Here is a 12,681-nt window from a genome sequence, read left to right as displayed (position 1 = left end):
AAAATTAATGTTTGTTAATTCTGCCAAAAGTTTCATCAACTGTAAGTCTTAGAAAAAATCCTGACTTTCAATTTAGGTTTAATTTCCTAATTTCAGGCCATGATTTGGGCATATCCTGACATCAGACTCACCCTAGTGTTGGCAGGAGTCTTTGTTTTGTTTTACTTTCTGTATTTAATCAAATTTTGGTCCATCAACCGTCGGTTGAAAGTGGAGAAGCAACGTCTTTTCACCAAATTGATTATCAGGTCAGCCTATTTTATTTTGTTCTTAATTGCTTTTGCCGGTCCATCCATCGGAAATTCATTCAAAGAAGTCAAAGAAGAAGGCAAAGACATTTTCATTGCAGTAGATCTTTCCCAGTCAATGAATGCCACGGACATTGGCCCAAGCCGCCTGTCAAGGATCAAATTTGAATTGAAAAACCTAATCAAAAGCTTTCCCTCAGATCGCATCGGTTTGATTATTTTCAGTTCGGAGGCATTTATGCAGTGTCCATTGACATTTGATCAGGCTGTTATCCAGCTTTACATCGACGGATTGAATACCGGACTGGTACCTAATGCAGGGACAGATTTGACTGCACCCCTTCGAATGGCTTTGGATCGTTTTCTCAAAGATGAAAGCCAGGAAATCAAAGCCAAGTCGATCATTTTAATCTCTGATGGCGAAAATTTTGGAGACGATCTCGAAAGTATTGTATCCGATTTGGCAGACAATAATATCAAAGTCTTTTCCCTCGGAATCGGCACTAAGCAAGGCAGTCAAATTCCCAGAGGAAACGGCGTGGTCATTGACCCAGCCACAGGTATGCCTGCTATTACAAAATTGGAATCACAATCACTTCGCCTGGCCTCCTCTGAAACTTCCGGTGAATACTTCGAAATCTCAGATGAGTCTCAGCAAATCGGTGACTTGATAGCGACCCTTGAAAGTATGGAAGGCGGAGTGGCAAATACCAGAATGGTAGAAGCCAGCTCAAATAAGTATTTTTACTTTTTGTTGGCGGCATTGAGTCTAGCCTTGTTGGATATGATTTTACCCATCAAAACAATCAAACTCTAATGAGCTGGAGCAACTGGATTTTGACCGTGTTTTTGATCATCCCAAGTTCTTGGACCAGAGTTTCCAGGCTGAATACAGCCATCGAGACCGCAGAAAGAAGCTACGCCGAAGCAAAATATGAAGAATCGGTAGCCAATCATCTGGTGTTAGTCAATGATTTCGAATACAAATCACCCGAATTAAGTTTTGATTTGGGTTTGAGCCATCAGTACTCCGAAAAGCTGGAAGAAGCCCAGACTTGGTATGATCAGGTCACCCAAAGCCCAAACAAGACCCTGGTTTCCTTCGCGTTTAATCAAGGGGGAGTCATTTTAGGTAACAAAAAAGAATACGAAGCGGCACTCAGCAAATTCCAGTCTGCACTGATCAAAGACCCGACCAATGAACAAGCCCGTCACAACTACGAAATGCTTGCCCGTTGGCTCCAGCGAGATGAAGAGCGAAAAAATCAGGAGCAGAACAAGCCTGAGCCTTCGGAATTTGCGAAGCGAAAGAAGGCTGAGGCTGACCGATTGGTGGAACAATTCCGATTTAAAGACGCTTTAACTATCATGCAAGAAGCTTTGACACAGGACGAAACTGTGGCTGCATACCAGGACTTTATAACCACACTTCAGGAGGTAGTGGAGATCGATGAAAAATAAACTAACCCTACTCACCCTTGCTTTATTTCTGTTTTTGACCCATGAAATAACAGCACAAACAGCCGGAGATTTCTTCAACCGTGCGGCTCGCTCCTATGTGAAATCAGACAAAGAAAATGCGCTGAAGGAAGTCAATCAAGGTTTGGGGCAATTCCCAAATGACAGTAAACTGAAAGCGCTGAAAGAAAAGTTGGAAAAAGAGCAAGAGGAAGAACAGCAGGAACAACAGCAGGATCAACAGCAACAAAACGATCAAAATCAAAGTCAGGACAGCGAAGGAGAACAGGGAGATAATCAATCCGAGCAAAAAGACGGGGAACAATCCGAAGAAGACAAGGCTAAAGAAGGACAGGAAGGCAAAGACCCCTCGCAACAAAGTGAAGAAGCTGGGGAAAATGCAAACGATCAAATGGACGCCAACCTAGCCGATCAGCAAAAGCGTATGGAAGCAATGCGCGAAAAGCTGAAAAGCATGAACCTCACCCCCGAACAAGCCGCTCAAATTCTGGAATCCCTCAATGCTGCCGAGCTTCGATACATTCAGGAGAACAAAAAGAAACCGACACAACGGCCAAAAAGAGGCCTTCCGGACTGGTAAAAAGTCCGATGTCGGATGACTGGTGACCGATGAATTGGCGCAACTCGAGACTGGTCCGATATTTACAGGCAGACGGAAGTCCTGGATATCATTGTATTTCGTTCTATTACGCTGTCAAAAAATTATCTAAATTCTTTGAAAACACACATCAAAAACATCGTTTGAATGACGAAGTAATCCCCAAAACCCATTCACATTATCGGAAATAGTTCAAAAAAATATCAAACGCCGAATTCTGAATAGTGAATAATCAAGTAGATCGCGCGACTGATTAACAACACCGGACATCGGTCATCTGACATCTAGCATAAACTAAACCCAAATAAACATGAGCAAAGAAGTTTATATCGTATCAGCTGTTCGAACTCCACTAGGAAGCTTTGGAGGCAAGCTATCAGGCCTGACAGCTATTGAGCTTGGAAACACCGCAATCAAAGGTGCGCTCGCAAAATCAGGAGTTCCCTCAGAAGCTGTCAATGAAGTTTTCATGGGTAATGTAATTTCGGCAAATCTAGGCCAGGCTCCTGCCCGTCAGGCAACGATTGGTGCTGGCATCGGATACAACGTCCCTTGCACCACAGTCAATAAAGTGTGTGCATCGGGTATGAAAGCAGTGATGCTTGCCGCACAATCCATTATGCTGGGCATCAACGATGTGGTAGTTGCAGGTGGAATGGAAAGTATGTCCAATGTCCCCTATTACGTTCCAAAAGCACGCTTTGGCTACAAGTATGGTAATGCCGAAATGGTCGATGGCTTGGTAAAAGATGGGCTTTTTGAGGTGTATTACAAGTTCCCCATGGGCAACTGTGCAGAAAACACTGCCAAGGAAATGAACATCACGCGCGAGGAACAGGACGCCTACGCCATTCAATCTTACAAGCGCTCGGCCGAAGCCTGGGCCAAAGGCATGTTCAAAGATGAAATCGTTCCTGTAGAAATGCTTGGCAGAAAAGGTGAGACGATCCTGATCGAAGAAGACGAGGAATTTAGAAACGTCATGTTTGATAAAATCCCTTCGCTGAAGCCTGTTTTTGACAAAAACGGAACCGTGACTGCCGCCAATGCATCCACTATGAATGATGGAGCTTCTGCTCTGATTTTAGTAAGTAAAGAAAAAGCTGAGGAATTGGGCTTGAAGCCTCTGGCAAAAATCCGGGGCTTCGCAGACGCAGCCACCGATCCACTTTGGTTTACTACAGCTCCGGCTTTGGCTATTCCAAAAGCATTGAAGCATGCCGGCGTTTCTGCTGAAGAAGTTTCTTATTATGAAATCAACGAAGCTTTTGCAGCAGTTGCGATTGCAAACCAGCGGGAATTGAACTTAGACAATGATAAAATCAATGTCTTTGGAGGAGCGGTTTCATTGGGCCATCCTCTTGGAGCTTCCGGTGCCAGAATCATCACCACGCTCAACTCCGTACTTCACCAAAAAGGCGGAACTATCGGGGTAGCCGGTATCTGCAACGGTGGCGGTGGAGCGTCTGCGATTGTGATTGAGAAGATGTAAGCTGATTGTTCAACCCCCTTGAGGTTGGTGACTTTATTACCGTAACTCTTTTCCATGGGTTCCACCCATGGCTATGAGGGTTTGACTGCTTCGCAGTCGTAAAGAATATTCAATTGAAATAACGATCCTGAGGGGATCAAACTTTTCAATAGCCCGTATGAAATGCGGGGTTATTGATTTTATTTAAATAATTTCCTCAATCCCGAAGAGATTGAATTTTGGTTTTATGCCTACTCAGACTTGTCACCAGTTTCCTACTTTGGAAACCCTGAAGTAAACTCCATTTCCAGTTTTTCCTTTCCTCCGATCACAAACATCGCTTCTACTCCCGGAAGACTTTCCGCAAGGATTTTAGCTTTCTCTGGACCCATGGCCATAAAAGCTGTCGCTAAAGCATCCGCCTGTGTAGCCGAGGGGGCTAATACCGAGACTGAAACCATGGAATGGCTTACCGGAAACCCGGTCTTTGGATCCAAAATATGCGCACGTCGATTTCCTGCTTCATCGATGTAGAACTTCCGGTAATTTCCCGAACTGCTGATCGATCGATTATCCAACTCAACCTTGGTCAGCATCGTGCTGGTTATCCCCATTTCAGCTTTTGAAGGATCCTCGATACCGATTGTCCAAGTGGTTTGGCGGGAATTTTTACCTTTAGCCTTCATCTCTCCTCCGATTTCTACCATGTAGTCGGTGATTTGATTCATTTCAAGCACTTCCACCAATTTGTCAATCGCATAGCCCTCTCCTAAACCGGTAATATCCAGCATGACTCCCGGTTTGGCGGCGAAATACCCCGAATCAGAAGAAATAATCATTTGCTCAAACCCAATTAACCCAGCCAAACCAGCGACTTTCACAGAATCCATTTCCTCCCGCTGCTCAAAAGAAAATCCCCAGGACTTCAAAAGTGGGTATAAGGTTGGCTCAAAATAACCTTCTGACATTTGGTGGTATTTTACGGTAGAATCCATCATGTCCCTGAAAGTCAAAGAAGGATTGAGGAGTTTCCCCGTTTGATTAAAAGTCGAGATCTCCGAATCTTGTACATAAGAATTGGCGGCGATATTGATCAAGTTGAAAACCGAGTCAAATTGCGGCTGAAGGTTCTTTTCCAAATCGGCTACCTGGATCCGATAATAGGTTCCAAAAATCTCACCTTCGTACGTTTTGTAGGCTTTTTCCTTTTCTCCGCAGGAGCTAAGAGCTGCAACAACGATCAGTAAATAACTCAGGGTGAATCGCATAGTCAATAATTTGGTAAATAAAAGTGAAGTCTACTTTAGCGTGAAATAGAATTTTTGCTCAAAAATAATCAAATTGATTTCCTTCACCGTTAATTTCCCATGCAGTCCAACAATCAACTTTTGGATAGCCACTTCTCACCATTCCAATTGCCCAAATCATGATCCATTATTCTAAAAATATTTTTCTACTAAGCTTTTTGATTTTGATTATTCAGAGTGTTTTTTCACTGTGTTTTGGTCAAGATACCATTCGGACTTATTACGACGAGGAGTCTCTCCACATCAAAGAGATTCTGACCAAAATCAATGGAAAAGCTGAAGGTGAGGTTCGCCTTTTTGATATCAACGGAAATTTGATTTTGATCGGAAATCTCAAAAATGATCAACGAAACGGCCCATTTTATGACTTAAATCCTGAAACTGGAGATACCCTTCGGATTGTGAATTTTCAAAACAACTTACGGGAAGGCAAATCGCTCAGTTACTTTCCGGGTGGGGGCTTGAGTCAAGAGTCAAATTTTGTCAATAATCAACTCGAAGGTCCAGTCACTTCTTATTTTGAAGATGGGACAGTCAGAGATCGAACCATCTTCAAAAACAACAAGCCGGATGGACTATCGGAAGCTTTTTATCCAAATGCGAATCCAAAAACTAAAATAAATTTCTCCATGGGTCAATACCATGGCACCTACGAGGAGTTTGATGAATCCGGGCAATTGGTATTCAGCACCAATTATTCCCGAGGAGTAATTGACGGCAAAGAGCTGCAATATTTCCCCGAAGGCACCATCAAGGCTGTACGGGAATTTCGCTCCGGAGAACTAAATGGAAGCTATGAATTAAACTACCCTGACGGCAAGCCAGAGCGAAGGGCTACCTACAAAAAAGGCCAACCTGAAGGCGAGATGATCGAGTATTTTCCGGATGGATCGATCAGAATGAAGGCAATTTATCAGAAAGGAATTCCGTCACTGCCTATCGTCTATTTTCATCCGAATGGAAAAGTGCGTCAACGGATTACCTATAACGGGCAAGGAGCTAAAGTATTGGAGGAAAATTATTTTTCAAATGAACAATTAGCTTCTTCCATCCGCTTTGTGAATGAATTGGAGGAGGGTGAAGTAAAGATTTTTAATGAAAATGGTAACTTAATGGAAATCAGAAACTATTCAAAAGGAAGGCTAAACGGAACCCGTGAGCTGTTTGATGAATCTGGTCAGCTGACAAAAACTGAAATTTGGGAAAACGGAAATAAAATCAAGAAATAAATCCGAAGTCTAACACAGAGGAAAGTCATTTTTATATTTTTGCCGAAACGAATATCACATGAGCAACGCCATTAAAGAAACCCATTTCAATTTTCCCGGCCAGGTGGGTTTTTACAAAGGAAAGGTTCGAGACGTATATATCTTTGAGAAAGAGCTCATAGTGGTAGCATCCGACCGAATTTCTGCATTTGATGTAGTTCTACCTAAACCCATTCCTTACAAAGGGCAGGTATTAAATCAGATTGCGGCAACTTTTCTTAGAGCCACCGCAGATATAGTTCCCAATTGGGTGACAGCCACGCCGGATCCGAGCGTCACGATTGGTAAGCGCTGCGAACCATTCAAGGTAGAGATGGTGATCCGTGGTTATATGGCTGGACATGCCGCCAGGGAGTACAAAGCAGGCAAGCGAACGCTATGCGGAGTTGCAATGCCAGAAGGGTTAAGGGAAAATGATCCCTTTCCGGGGCCGATAATTACACCAACTACCAAAGCTTCGGAGGGTCATGATGAGGACATCAGCAGGGAAGATATCTTAGCTCAGGGAATTGTAAGTGAGGCGGATTATCTTGTATTGGAAAATTACACCCGGGCGCTCTTCCAACGCGGTCAGGAAATGGCCAAAGCGAAAGGATTGATTTTGGTTGATACCAAATATGAATTTGGTAAGTTTGTAGACGAAATTCTTCTTATTGATGAAATTCACACACCGGATTCATCGCGGTACTTCTATGCAGATAGCTACGAAGAAAATCAGGAAAAGGGAATACCCCAGAAGCAGCTGTCCAAGGAATTTGTGAGACAGTGGCTCATCGCAAATGGATTTCAGGGAAAAGAAGGGCAAACCATCCCGGAAATGACAAATGAAATTGTAGAAAGCATCTCGGATCGCTATATTGAGCTTTTCGAACAGATCACCGGAGAAAAATTCGAGAAAGCAGATACACAACAAATTGAACATAGAATAGAAAAAGCAATTCTGGCACATTTAGGCCTATAAATCCAACTATAATGAAATACACCATCGATAAGAAAGAGCAATACGTAGTGCTAAAGCCACTTGAGGAGAAAATCGATTCTCTTATTGCTCCCAAATTAAAATCCGAATTGCTGACCATTCACGCTGAAGGGCACTCCAATATCGTGCTCGACATGAGTCTGGTGAAATATGTGGATTCCAGCGGCTTGAGCGCACTACTTGTAGGTGACAGAGAATTTGGACGAAACGGTGGTATTTTTATCATCTCAGGAGTTCAGGACCATGTAATGAAGCTGTTGAAAATCTCCATGTTGGACAAAAAATTGAATCTGGTAACTACGCTTGAGGAAGCAGGAGAAGCAATTTTCATCCATGAAATTGAAGGCGGCAAAGAAGAAGAAAAGGCTTGATCCCTGATTTTGAAATCACCATTTTAGGAAACACTTCCTCCATCCCGGTGCATGGAAGGAATCATACTGCCCAAGTCGTCAGATTTGGGCAGGTGTGTTTATTGCTGGACTGTGGTGAAGGCACGCAGATTCAGATGCAGAAGTATCGAATTAAATCCTCCAAAATCTCACATATTTTTATTTCCCATTTACACGGTGATCATTACTTGGGTTTGTTGGGAGTTTTATCCAGTAACAATCTTTCCAAACGGACCAAACCGCTCACAATTTTTGGCCCAAAAGGGCTGGATGAGATTATCACCACTCAGTTTCGCTGGAGCAATACGAGGCTCACTTACCCCCTCACTTTTGTAGAAACCAAAACAGACGGATTAAATCTTCTCCTGAATCATCCTCGATTTACAGTCCATAGTTTCCCACTGACTCACAGATTACCTACCACCGGTTTTTTGATCCGGGAAAAAGAAGGACTTCGAAATCTGAACAAAGAAAAACTACAGGAAAAGAAAATTCCGCTTTCAGCCATCCAAAGCCTGAGAATCGGTAAGGATTTCACAGATGAAAACGGAATCAACTACCTGGTCAGAGAATATATCATTCCGCCTTTGCCACTACGGAGTTATGCCTTTTGCTCAGATACTTGTTTTGAACCAAAACTAAGCTCCTATCTGGACAGTCCGACTTTACTATATCACGAGTCAACCTTTATGGAATCCGATGCAGAAAGAGCAAAAGTGACATTACATAGCACTGCAAAACAGGCAGCAAAAATGGCAAATCACCTAAAGGCAAAATCCTTGCTTTTAGGTCACTTTTCCTCCCGCTATGTGGGATTGGATGAAATGCTGAACGAGGCAAAAACTGTCTTTGCCGAATCTGAATTGAGTGAAGAAGGAAAAACCTACTCCATCTTGCCCTGATCCTGACCGATGAATAAAATCCAGCAAAGCCGAAAAACCAACCTATTTATTATCCTGGGATCAATTTTTCTAACCAATGCAATCTTGGCAGAAATTATCGGGGTAAAGATTTTTTCAGGAGAAAAAACGCTGGGTTTTGAGCCTGTCAATTGGACTTTTTTCGGAGAGTATGTACTGGACTTTAATCTGACCGCAGGGGCTGTGATTTGGCCCATTGTTTTTATCACAACAGATATTATCAATGAATATTTTGGAAAAAAAGGCGTTAGAAAAATCAGTTATATCACTGCGGGATTAATTGCTTACGTTTTCCTGGTCATTAGTATCGTTACTGTTTTGGTACCCGCTGACTTCTGGATGGATGTCAATGCTCAAACTCCCACCGGGGAAGATTTTGATATTAATTACGCATTCAACACCATTTTCCGACAGGGTTTGGGGATAATTATCGGTTCCCTGACGGCATTTTTGTTGGGGCAATTGATTGACGTGTTTGTTTTTCAGCGTCTCCGTGCTTTGACCGGACCAAAGATGATCTGGCTGAGAGCAACTGGATCGACTCTGGTTTCTCAATTTATTGATTCATTTGTTGTCCTCGGAATCGCCTTTTATGTTTTTGGAAATTGGAGTATCAGTCAGATTATAGCTGTTGGGTTGATCAATTATGCCTACAAGTTTACTGTAGCAATACTTCTGACGCCACTTCTCTATGTCGGTCATGGATTGATTGATCGGTATTTAGGCAAAGAACTGGCGGAGAATATGACTAAGGAGGCAAGTATGGATCGGTCGTTTTTGTGAATGGATATTGGAAAATTGAAAAATTGGAAAATTGGAAAATTTTAAGCGCCAAATTTTCATTGGATCCTAAAAATCAATTTTCTAACAAGAGAAAACTTAACTTTAGCTTATGACAACACTTGCGCTAAATATATCTTTAGGGGACTTGCTAAAGTCATCAAGCAAACTTTTCAATAAAAAAAAAAGAAATTCATTCATTTTTAGAATCCGAACTTTCGAAATACGAAGTAAATGAACCTGTTGAAACAAACAAGCTATCAGAAAAATCTCTGACCAAAGATTGGTTGTCTTCTTAAGGAGAGGAAGAAGCAAAGAAGGATTTGTGAGAGGTAATTTTATTTTTTTAGCAGAACAAATCTCCCTTACTAACCTCCGAAATCGATTGAAACCAAATTTATTTCGTTTTTAACCCTCCAATCATTCAGAATATTCTAAAATCTTTGACACAGCTATTGGATTTCCAAATTATTAATCCTACTTTTGCATCGTCAATTTTGACACAGCTATTTTTCGAGCCGTGAATCCTTACTGTCGCTTGTCTGGGATTTAGGATAACATGGCAAGAAAAAGTAAGGAAAACATTCATGGAAATTACAACACAATTCTCAGACCTGGGGATTTCGTCAGAAATCTTGCGGGCGGTGGAAGAAATGGGTTTTACAACCCCTTCCCCAATTCAATCACAAGCTATTCCTTTCATATTGGAGGGTCGAGATCTAATCGGTCAGGCTCAAACCGGTACTGGTAAAACTGCGGCATTTGGAATTCCTATTATCGATCTGGTCGATTCAGAATTGAACAAGCCCCAGGCTATCATCCTTTGCCCGACCCGTGAACTTGCTGTACAGGTAGAAGGAGAAATCCAAAAACTATCCAAGTATCACAGAAGCATCAACTCCGTAGCAATCTACGGTGGAGAATCCATAGACAAGCAGATCAGAGTACTCCGCAAAGGAGTTCAGATCGTAGTGGGTACTCCGGGCCGTGTTCAGGATCACATCAATAGAGGAACCTTGAAACTTGACAGCATCGGAATCATCGTATTGGATGAGGCTGACGAAATGCTGGACATGGGTTTCAGAGACGATATCGAGGCAATACTTCAGGAAATGCCACAGGAAAGACAGACGGTATTCTTCTCTGCAACGATGGCCAAGCCAATCTTGGACTTGACCAGAAAGTATCAAACCAATCCTGAGATCATCAAAATTGCCAAAAACGAGCTGACTGTTTCCCAAACCGAGCAGGTTTACTACGAAGTGAAACCTTCTTTGAAAATGGAACTGATGACTCGCTTGATGAACATCAACAATTACGCGCTAAGTGTAGTGTTCTGTAATACCAAGCGAATGACGGATGAGGTGACCGAAAGCTTAGGGGCGAGAGGCATCCTGGCAGAGGCACTTCACGGTGACCTGTCGCAGGCTCAACGGGATAAAGTAATGGGTAAATTCCGTAAGGGACTCTGCTCTGTATTGGTAGCAACTGACGTAGCTGCCCGTGGTATTGACGTGGACAATGTAGAGGCTGTATTCAATTACGATCTTCCATTGGACGAGGAATATTACGTACACCGAATCGGCCGAACAGGTCGTGCCGGTAAGTCAGGTACTGCGATAACGTTCATCACAGGTCGAAGAGAATCAATGAAACTTAGAGATTTGGAGCGTTTCACCAAGGCTACCATCAATAAAATGACGCCTCCTTCTGTAGCTGAATTGGTTGAGCTTAAAAAAGCACAACTGGTAAAGGACGTATACAGGGTATTGGCAGTGGAGGAAGATAATCAGCTTTTCGAAGCAACTATCGGACAGATGCTGGCTGAAGGCTTGACTATCGAACAGATTGCGCTGGGTTTGATCAAAATGAACATGGGTGAAACCGTGAAAGAATTGAAAGAGCAGGATTTCGGAATTGATACGTTTGGAGCAAGAAGGGAAGGATCAAGAGACGGAGGACGTGACTTTGGAAGAGGTGATCGTTTTGGACGTGGCGAAAGAGGCGGATCTGACCGCTTTGGACGTGGCGAAAGAGAAAGTGGTGGTCGCTTTGAGCGAGGCGGCGAGCGCAGTGGAAGATTCGGTGATCGTAGAGAATTTACTCCTAGAGACGGAGAAAGAAGCCGTGCTCCAAGAGTAGAAAGAACTCGCGATGCAAATATGACTCGCTTATTCCTGAACCTTGGCAACAAAGACAGAATCCGCCCTAACGATATCGTAGGTGCAATCGCAGGTGAAACTGGCGTACCGGGCAAAAGCATCGGTGGCATCGACATCTTTGACAACTTCTCCTTCGTGGACGTTCCTCAGAAAGACGCAGAACATGTGATCAAAGTAATGAAAAACAACACGATCAAAGGAAAGTCCGTCAACATGGAAATTTCAAAAGGTTAATTTCGTTTAAGGTTAAAATAATTTAAAGGCACATTTCTTCTCGGAATGTGCTTTTTTTGTGTCCTCATCTTTCAGTTTTAGCATGCAGCTTTTCTTTCAGGAAAAAATAGAAATCCCCATCACCTATCTCGACGAGGAAGAATCCCGGCATTTGGTCAAGGTGCTTCGCAAAAAACAAGGTGATCAAGTCCGACTTACCAATGGAAATGGGCAGGTCTTTAATTGTGTGATTTTGGAGGCAAATCAAAAGAAATCCAGTCTGAAAGTCCTGACTTCGAAAGAAATTCCAAAAGACGATTTTCAAATTCATCTTGCAATCGCTCCAACCAAAAGTCCTGATAGAATGGAATGGATGGTGGAGAAAATCACCGAGATTGGATTTCATGAATTATCCTTAATCGAGACCATGAACTCCGAGCGAAGCTTTTTGAAAACGGACCGACTTCACAAAAAAGTAATTTCAGCCTGCAAGCAAAGTTTGAAATTCAGAATACCTGTCCTTCATCCAACGGTAAAATTATCAGCGCTGATCAGCTCAAAAGATTTCGAAGGCTTCCAGAAATTCATTGCTTATGTGGATGAGACCCACGAAAACCATTTGATGGATGTGGCAAATCCAAAAGGAAGGTATCTGATTTTGATCGGTCCTGAAGGTGACTTTGACCCCAAAGAAATCAAAGAAGCTATTCAGGCAGGATTTCAACCTGTTTCACTGGGAAAAAGCCGACTTCGCACCGAAACAGCAGGACTAGCCGCGGTTCAGATGCTTCAGGTACTAAATCGGTGAAATCATCGTTGTTTTTCTTTGTAGAGATTAAAGTAAATCTTGAAGTACACGAGCATTTT

The 12,681-nt window shown here is 42.7% G+C and carries 12 protein-coding genes; 11 read left to right on the top strand and 1 reads right to left on the bottom strand.

What is annotated here, in order from left to right:
• The first annotated feature begins 99 nt into the window (after window positions 1–99).
• From C4S61_RS08940 to C4S61_RS08925, 4 genes are all read left to right on the top strand, one after another.
• Window positions 100–1,065, top strand: a complete 966-nt coding sequence (locus C4S61_RS08940; protein ID WP_103924450.1) for a VWA domain-containing protein — start codon at window positions 100–102, stop codon at window positions 1,063–1,065.
• Window positions 1,065–1,709 carry a tetratricopeptide repeat protein gene (locus tag C4S61_RS08935; protein WP_103924449.1) on the top strand — a complete coding sequence of 215 codons (645 nt, stop codon included), beginning with the start codon at window positions 1,065–1,067 and terminating at the stop codon, window positions 1,707–1,709. The genes C4S61_RS08940 and C4S61_RS08935 overlap by 1 nt, the downstream gene beginning before the upstream one ends.
• Entirely contained in the window at window positions 1,699–2,307 is a 609-nt protein-coding gene (locus C4S61_RS08930; protein WP_103924448.1) for a hypothetical protein, read from the top strand. Before C4S61_RS08935 ends, C4S61_RS08930 begins: the two co-directional genes overlap by 11 nt.
• A gap of 328 nt (window positions 2,308–2,635) precedes the next feature.
• Window positions 2,636–3,817 carry an acetyl-CoA C-acyltransferase gene (locus tag C4S61_RS08925; RefSeq protein WP_103924447.1) on the top strand — a complete coding sequence of 394 codons (1,182 nt, stop codon included), beginning with the start codon at window positions 2,636–2,638 and terminating at the stop codon, window positions 3,815–3,817.
• A 254-nt stretch (window positions 3,818–4,071) separates the two neighbouring features.
• On the opposite strand, the gene C4S61_RS08920 is transcribed toward C4S61_RS08925, so the two are convergent.
• The gene (locus C4S61_RS08920; protein WP_103924446.1) at window positions 4,072–5,064 is read right to left on the bottom strand and encodes an FAD:protein FMN transferase; all 993 of its coding nucleotides are present in this window, start codon (window positions 5,062–5,064) and stop codon (window positions 4,072–4,074) included.
• 158 nt (window positions 5,065–5,222) lie between these two features.
• Between C4S61_RS08920 and C4S61_RS08915 the strand changes: the two genes are divergently transcribed.
• The 7 genes from C4S61_RS08915 to C4S61_RS08880 all read left to right on the top strand — a co-directional run bounded on the left by C4S61_RS08915 (window position 5,223) and on the right by C4S61_RS08880 (window position 12,622).
• On the top strand, window positions 5,223–6,332 hold the full coding sequence (locus C4S61_RS08915) for a toxin-antitoxin system YwqK family antitoxin (RefSeq protein ID WP_103924445.1): 1,110 nt from the start codon (window positions 5,223–5,225) through the stop codon (window positions 6,330–6,332).
• Window positions 6,333–6,390: 58 nt separating this feature from the next.
• The gene (locus C4S61_RS08910) at window positions 6,391–7,332 is read left to right on the top strand and encodes a phosphoribosylaminoimidazolesuccinocarboxamide synthase (RefSeq protein ID WP_103924444.1); all 942 of its coding nucleotides are present in this window, start codon (window positions 6,391–6,393) and stop codon (window positions 7,330–7,332) included.
• An 11-nt stretch (window positions 7,333–7,343) separates the two neighbouring features.
• Complete coding sequence (locus tag C4S61_RS08905; protein WP_103924443.1) at window positions 7,344–7,721, top strand: STAS domain-containing protein; 378 nt, start codon at window positions 7,344–7,346, stop codon at window positions 7,719–7,721.
• The gene (locus tag C4S61_RS08900; protein ID WP_103924442.1) at window positions 7,718–8,641 is read left to right on the top strand and encodes a ribonuclease Z; all 924 of its coding nucleotides are present in this window, start codon (window positions 7,718–7,720) and stop codon (window positions 8,639–8,641) included. Before C4S61_RS08905 ends, C4S61_RS08900 begins: the two co-directional genes overlap by 4 nt.
• A gap of 9 nt (window positions 8,642–8,650) precedes the next feature.
• A complete protein-coding gene (locus tag C4S61_RS08895; RefSeq protein ID WP_103924441.1) occupies window positions 8,651–9,442 on the top strand; it encodes a queuosine precursor transporter in 792 nt (263 codons plus the stop codon).
• 584 nt (window positions 9,443–10,026) lie between these two features.
• Window positions 10,027–11,835 carry a DEAD/DEAH box helicase gene (locus tag C4S61_RS08885; RefSeq protein ID WP_103924439.1) on the top strand — a complete coding sequence of 603 codons (1,809 nt, stop codon included), beginning with the start codon at window positions 10,027–10,029 and terminating at the stop codon, window positions 11,833–11,835.
• Window positions 11,836–11,917: 82 nt separating this feature from the next.
• Entirely contained in the window at window positions 11,918–12,622 is a 705-nt protein-coding gene (locus tag C4S61_RS08880) for a 16S rRNA (uracil(1498)-N(3))-methyltransferase (protein ID WP_103924438.1), read from the top strand.
• Window positions 12,623–12,681 lie beyond the last annotated feature (59 nt).

This window comes from Algoriphagus boritolerans DSM 17298 = JCM 18970 (genome assembly GCF_900108085.1).
Lineage (GTDB): Bacteria > Bacteroidota > Bacteroidia > Cytophagales > Cyclobacteriaceae > Algoriphagus > Algoriphagus boritolerans.
This window is presented reverse-complemented; position numbering and strand designations above follow the sequence as displayed.

Excerpts from the sequence above, each read along its gene's own strand:
- C4S61_RS08920 (WP_103924446.1), bottom strand. The coding sequence starts at position 5,064 with ATGCGATTCACCCTGAGTTATTTACTGATCGTTGTTGCAGCTCTTAGC.
- C4S61_RS08895 (WP_103924441.1), top strand. The coding sequence starts at position 8,651 with ATGAATAAAATCCAGCAAAGCCGAAAAACCAACCTATTTATTATCCTG.
- C4S61_RS08880 (WP_103924438.1), top strand. The coding sequence starts at position 11,918 with ATGCAGCTTTTCTTTCAGGAAAAAATAGAAATCCCCATCACCTATCTC.
- C4S61_RS08885 (WP_103924439.1), top strand. The coding sequence starts at position 10,027 with ATGGAAATTACAACACAATTCTCAGACCTGGGGATTTCGTCAGAAATC.
- C4S61_RS08910 (WP_103924444.1), top strand. The coding sequence starts at position 6,391 with ATGAGCAACGCCATTAAAGAAACCCATTTCAATTTTCCCGGCCAGGTG.
- C4S61_RS08940 (WP_103924450.1), top strand. The coding sequence starts at position 100 with ATGATTTGGGCATATCCTGACATCAGACTCACCCTAGTGTTGGCAGGA.
- C4S61_RS08935 (WP_103924449.1), top strand. The coding sequence starts at position 1,065 with ATGAGCTGGAGCAACTGGATTTTGACCGTGTTTTTGATCATCCCAAGT.
- C4S61_RS08930 (WP_103924448.1), top strand. The coding sequence starts at position 1,699 with ATGAAAAATAAACTAACCCTACTCACCCTTGCTTTATTTCTGTTTTTG.
- C4S61_RS08925 (WP_103924447.1), top strand. The coding sequence starts at position 2,636 with ATGAGCAAAGAAGTTTATATCGTATCAGCTGTTCGAACTCCACTAGGA.
- C4S61_RS08905 (WP_103924443.1), top strand. The coding sequence starts at position 7,344 with ATGAAATACACCATCGATAAGAAAGAGCAATACGTAGTGCTAAAGCCA.
- C4S61_RS08915 (WP_103924445.1), top strand. The coding sequence starts at position 5,223 with ATGATCCATTATTCTAAAAATATTTTTCTACTAAGCTTTTTGATTTTG.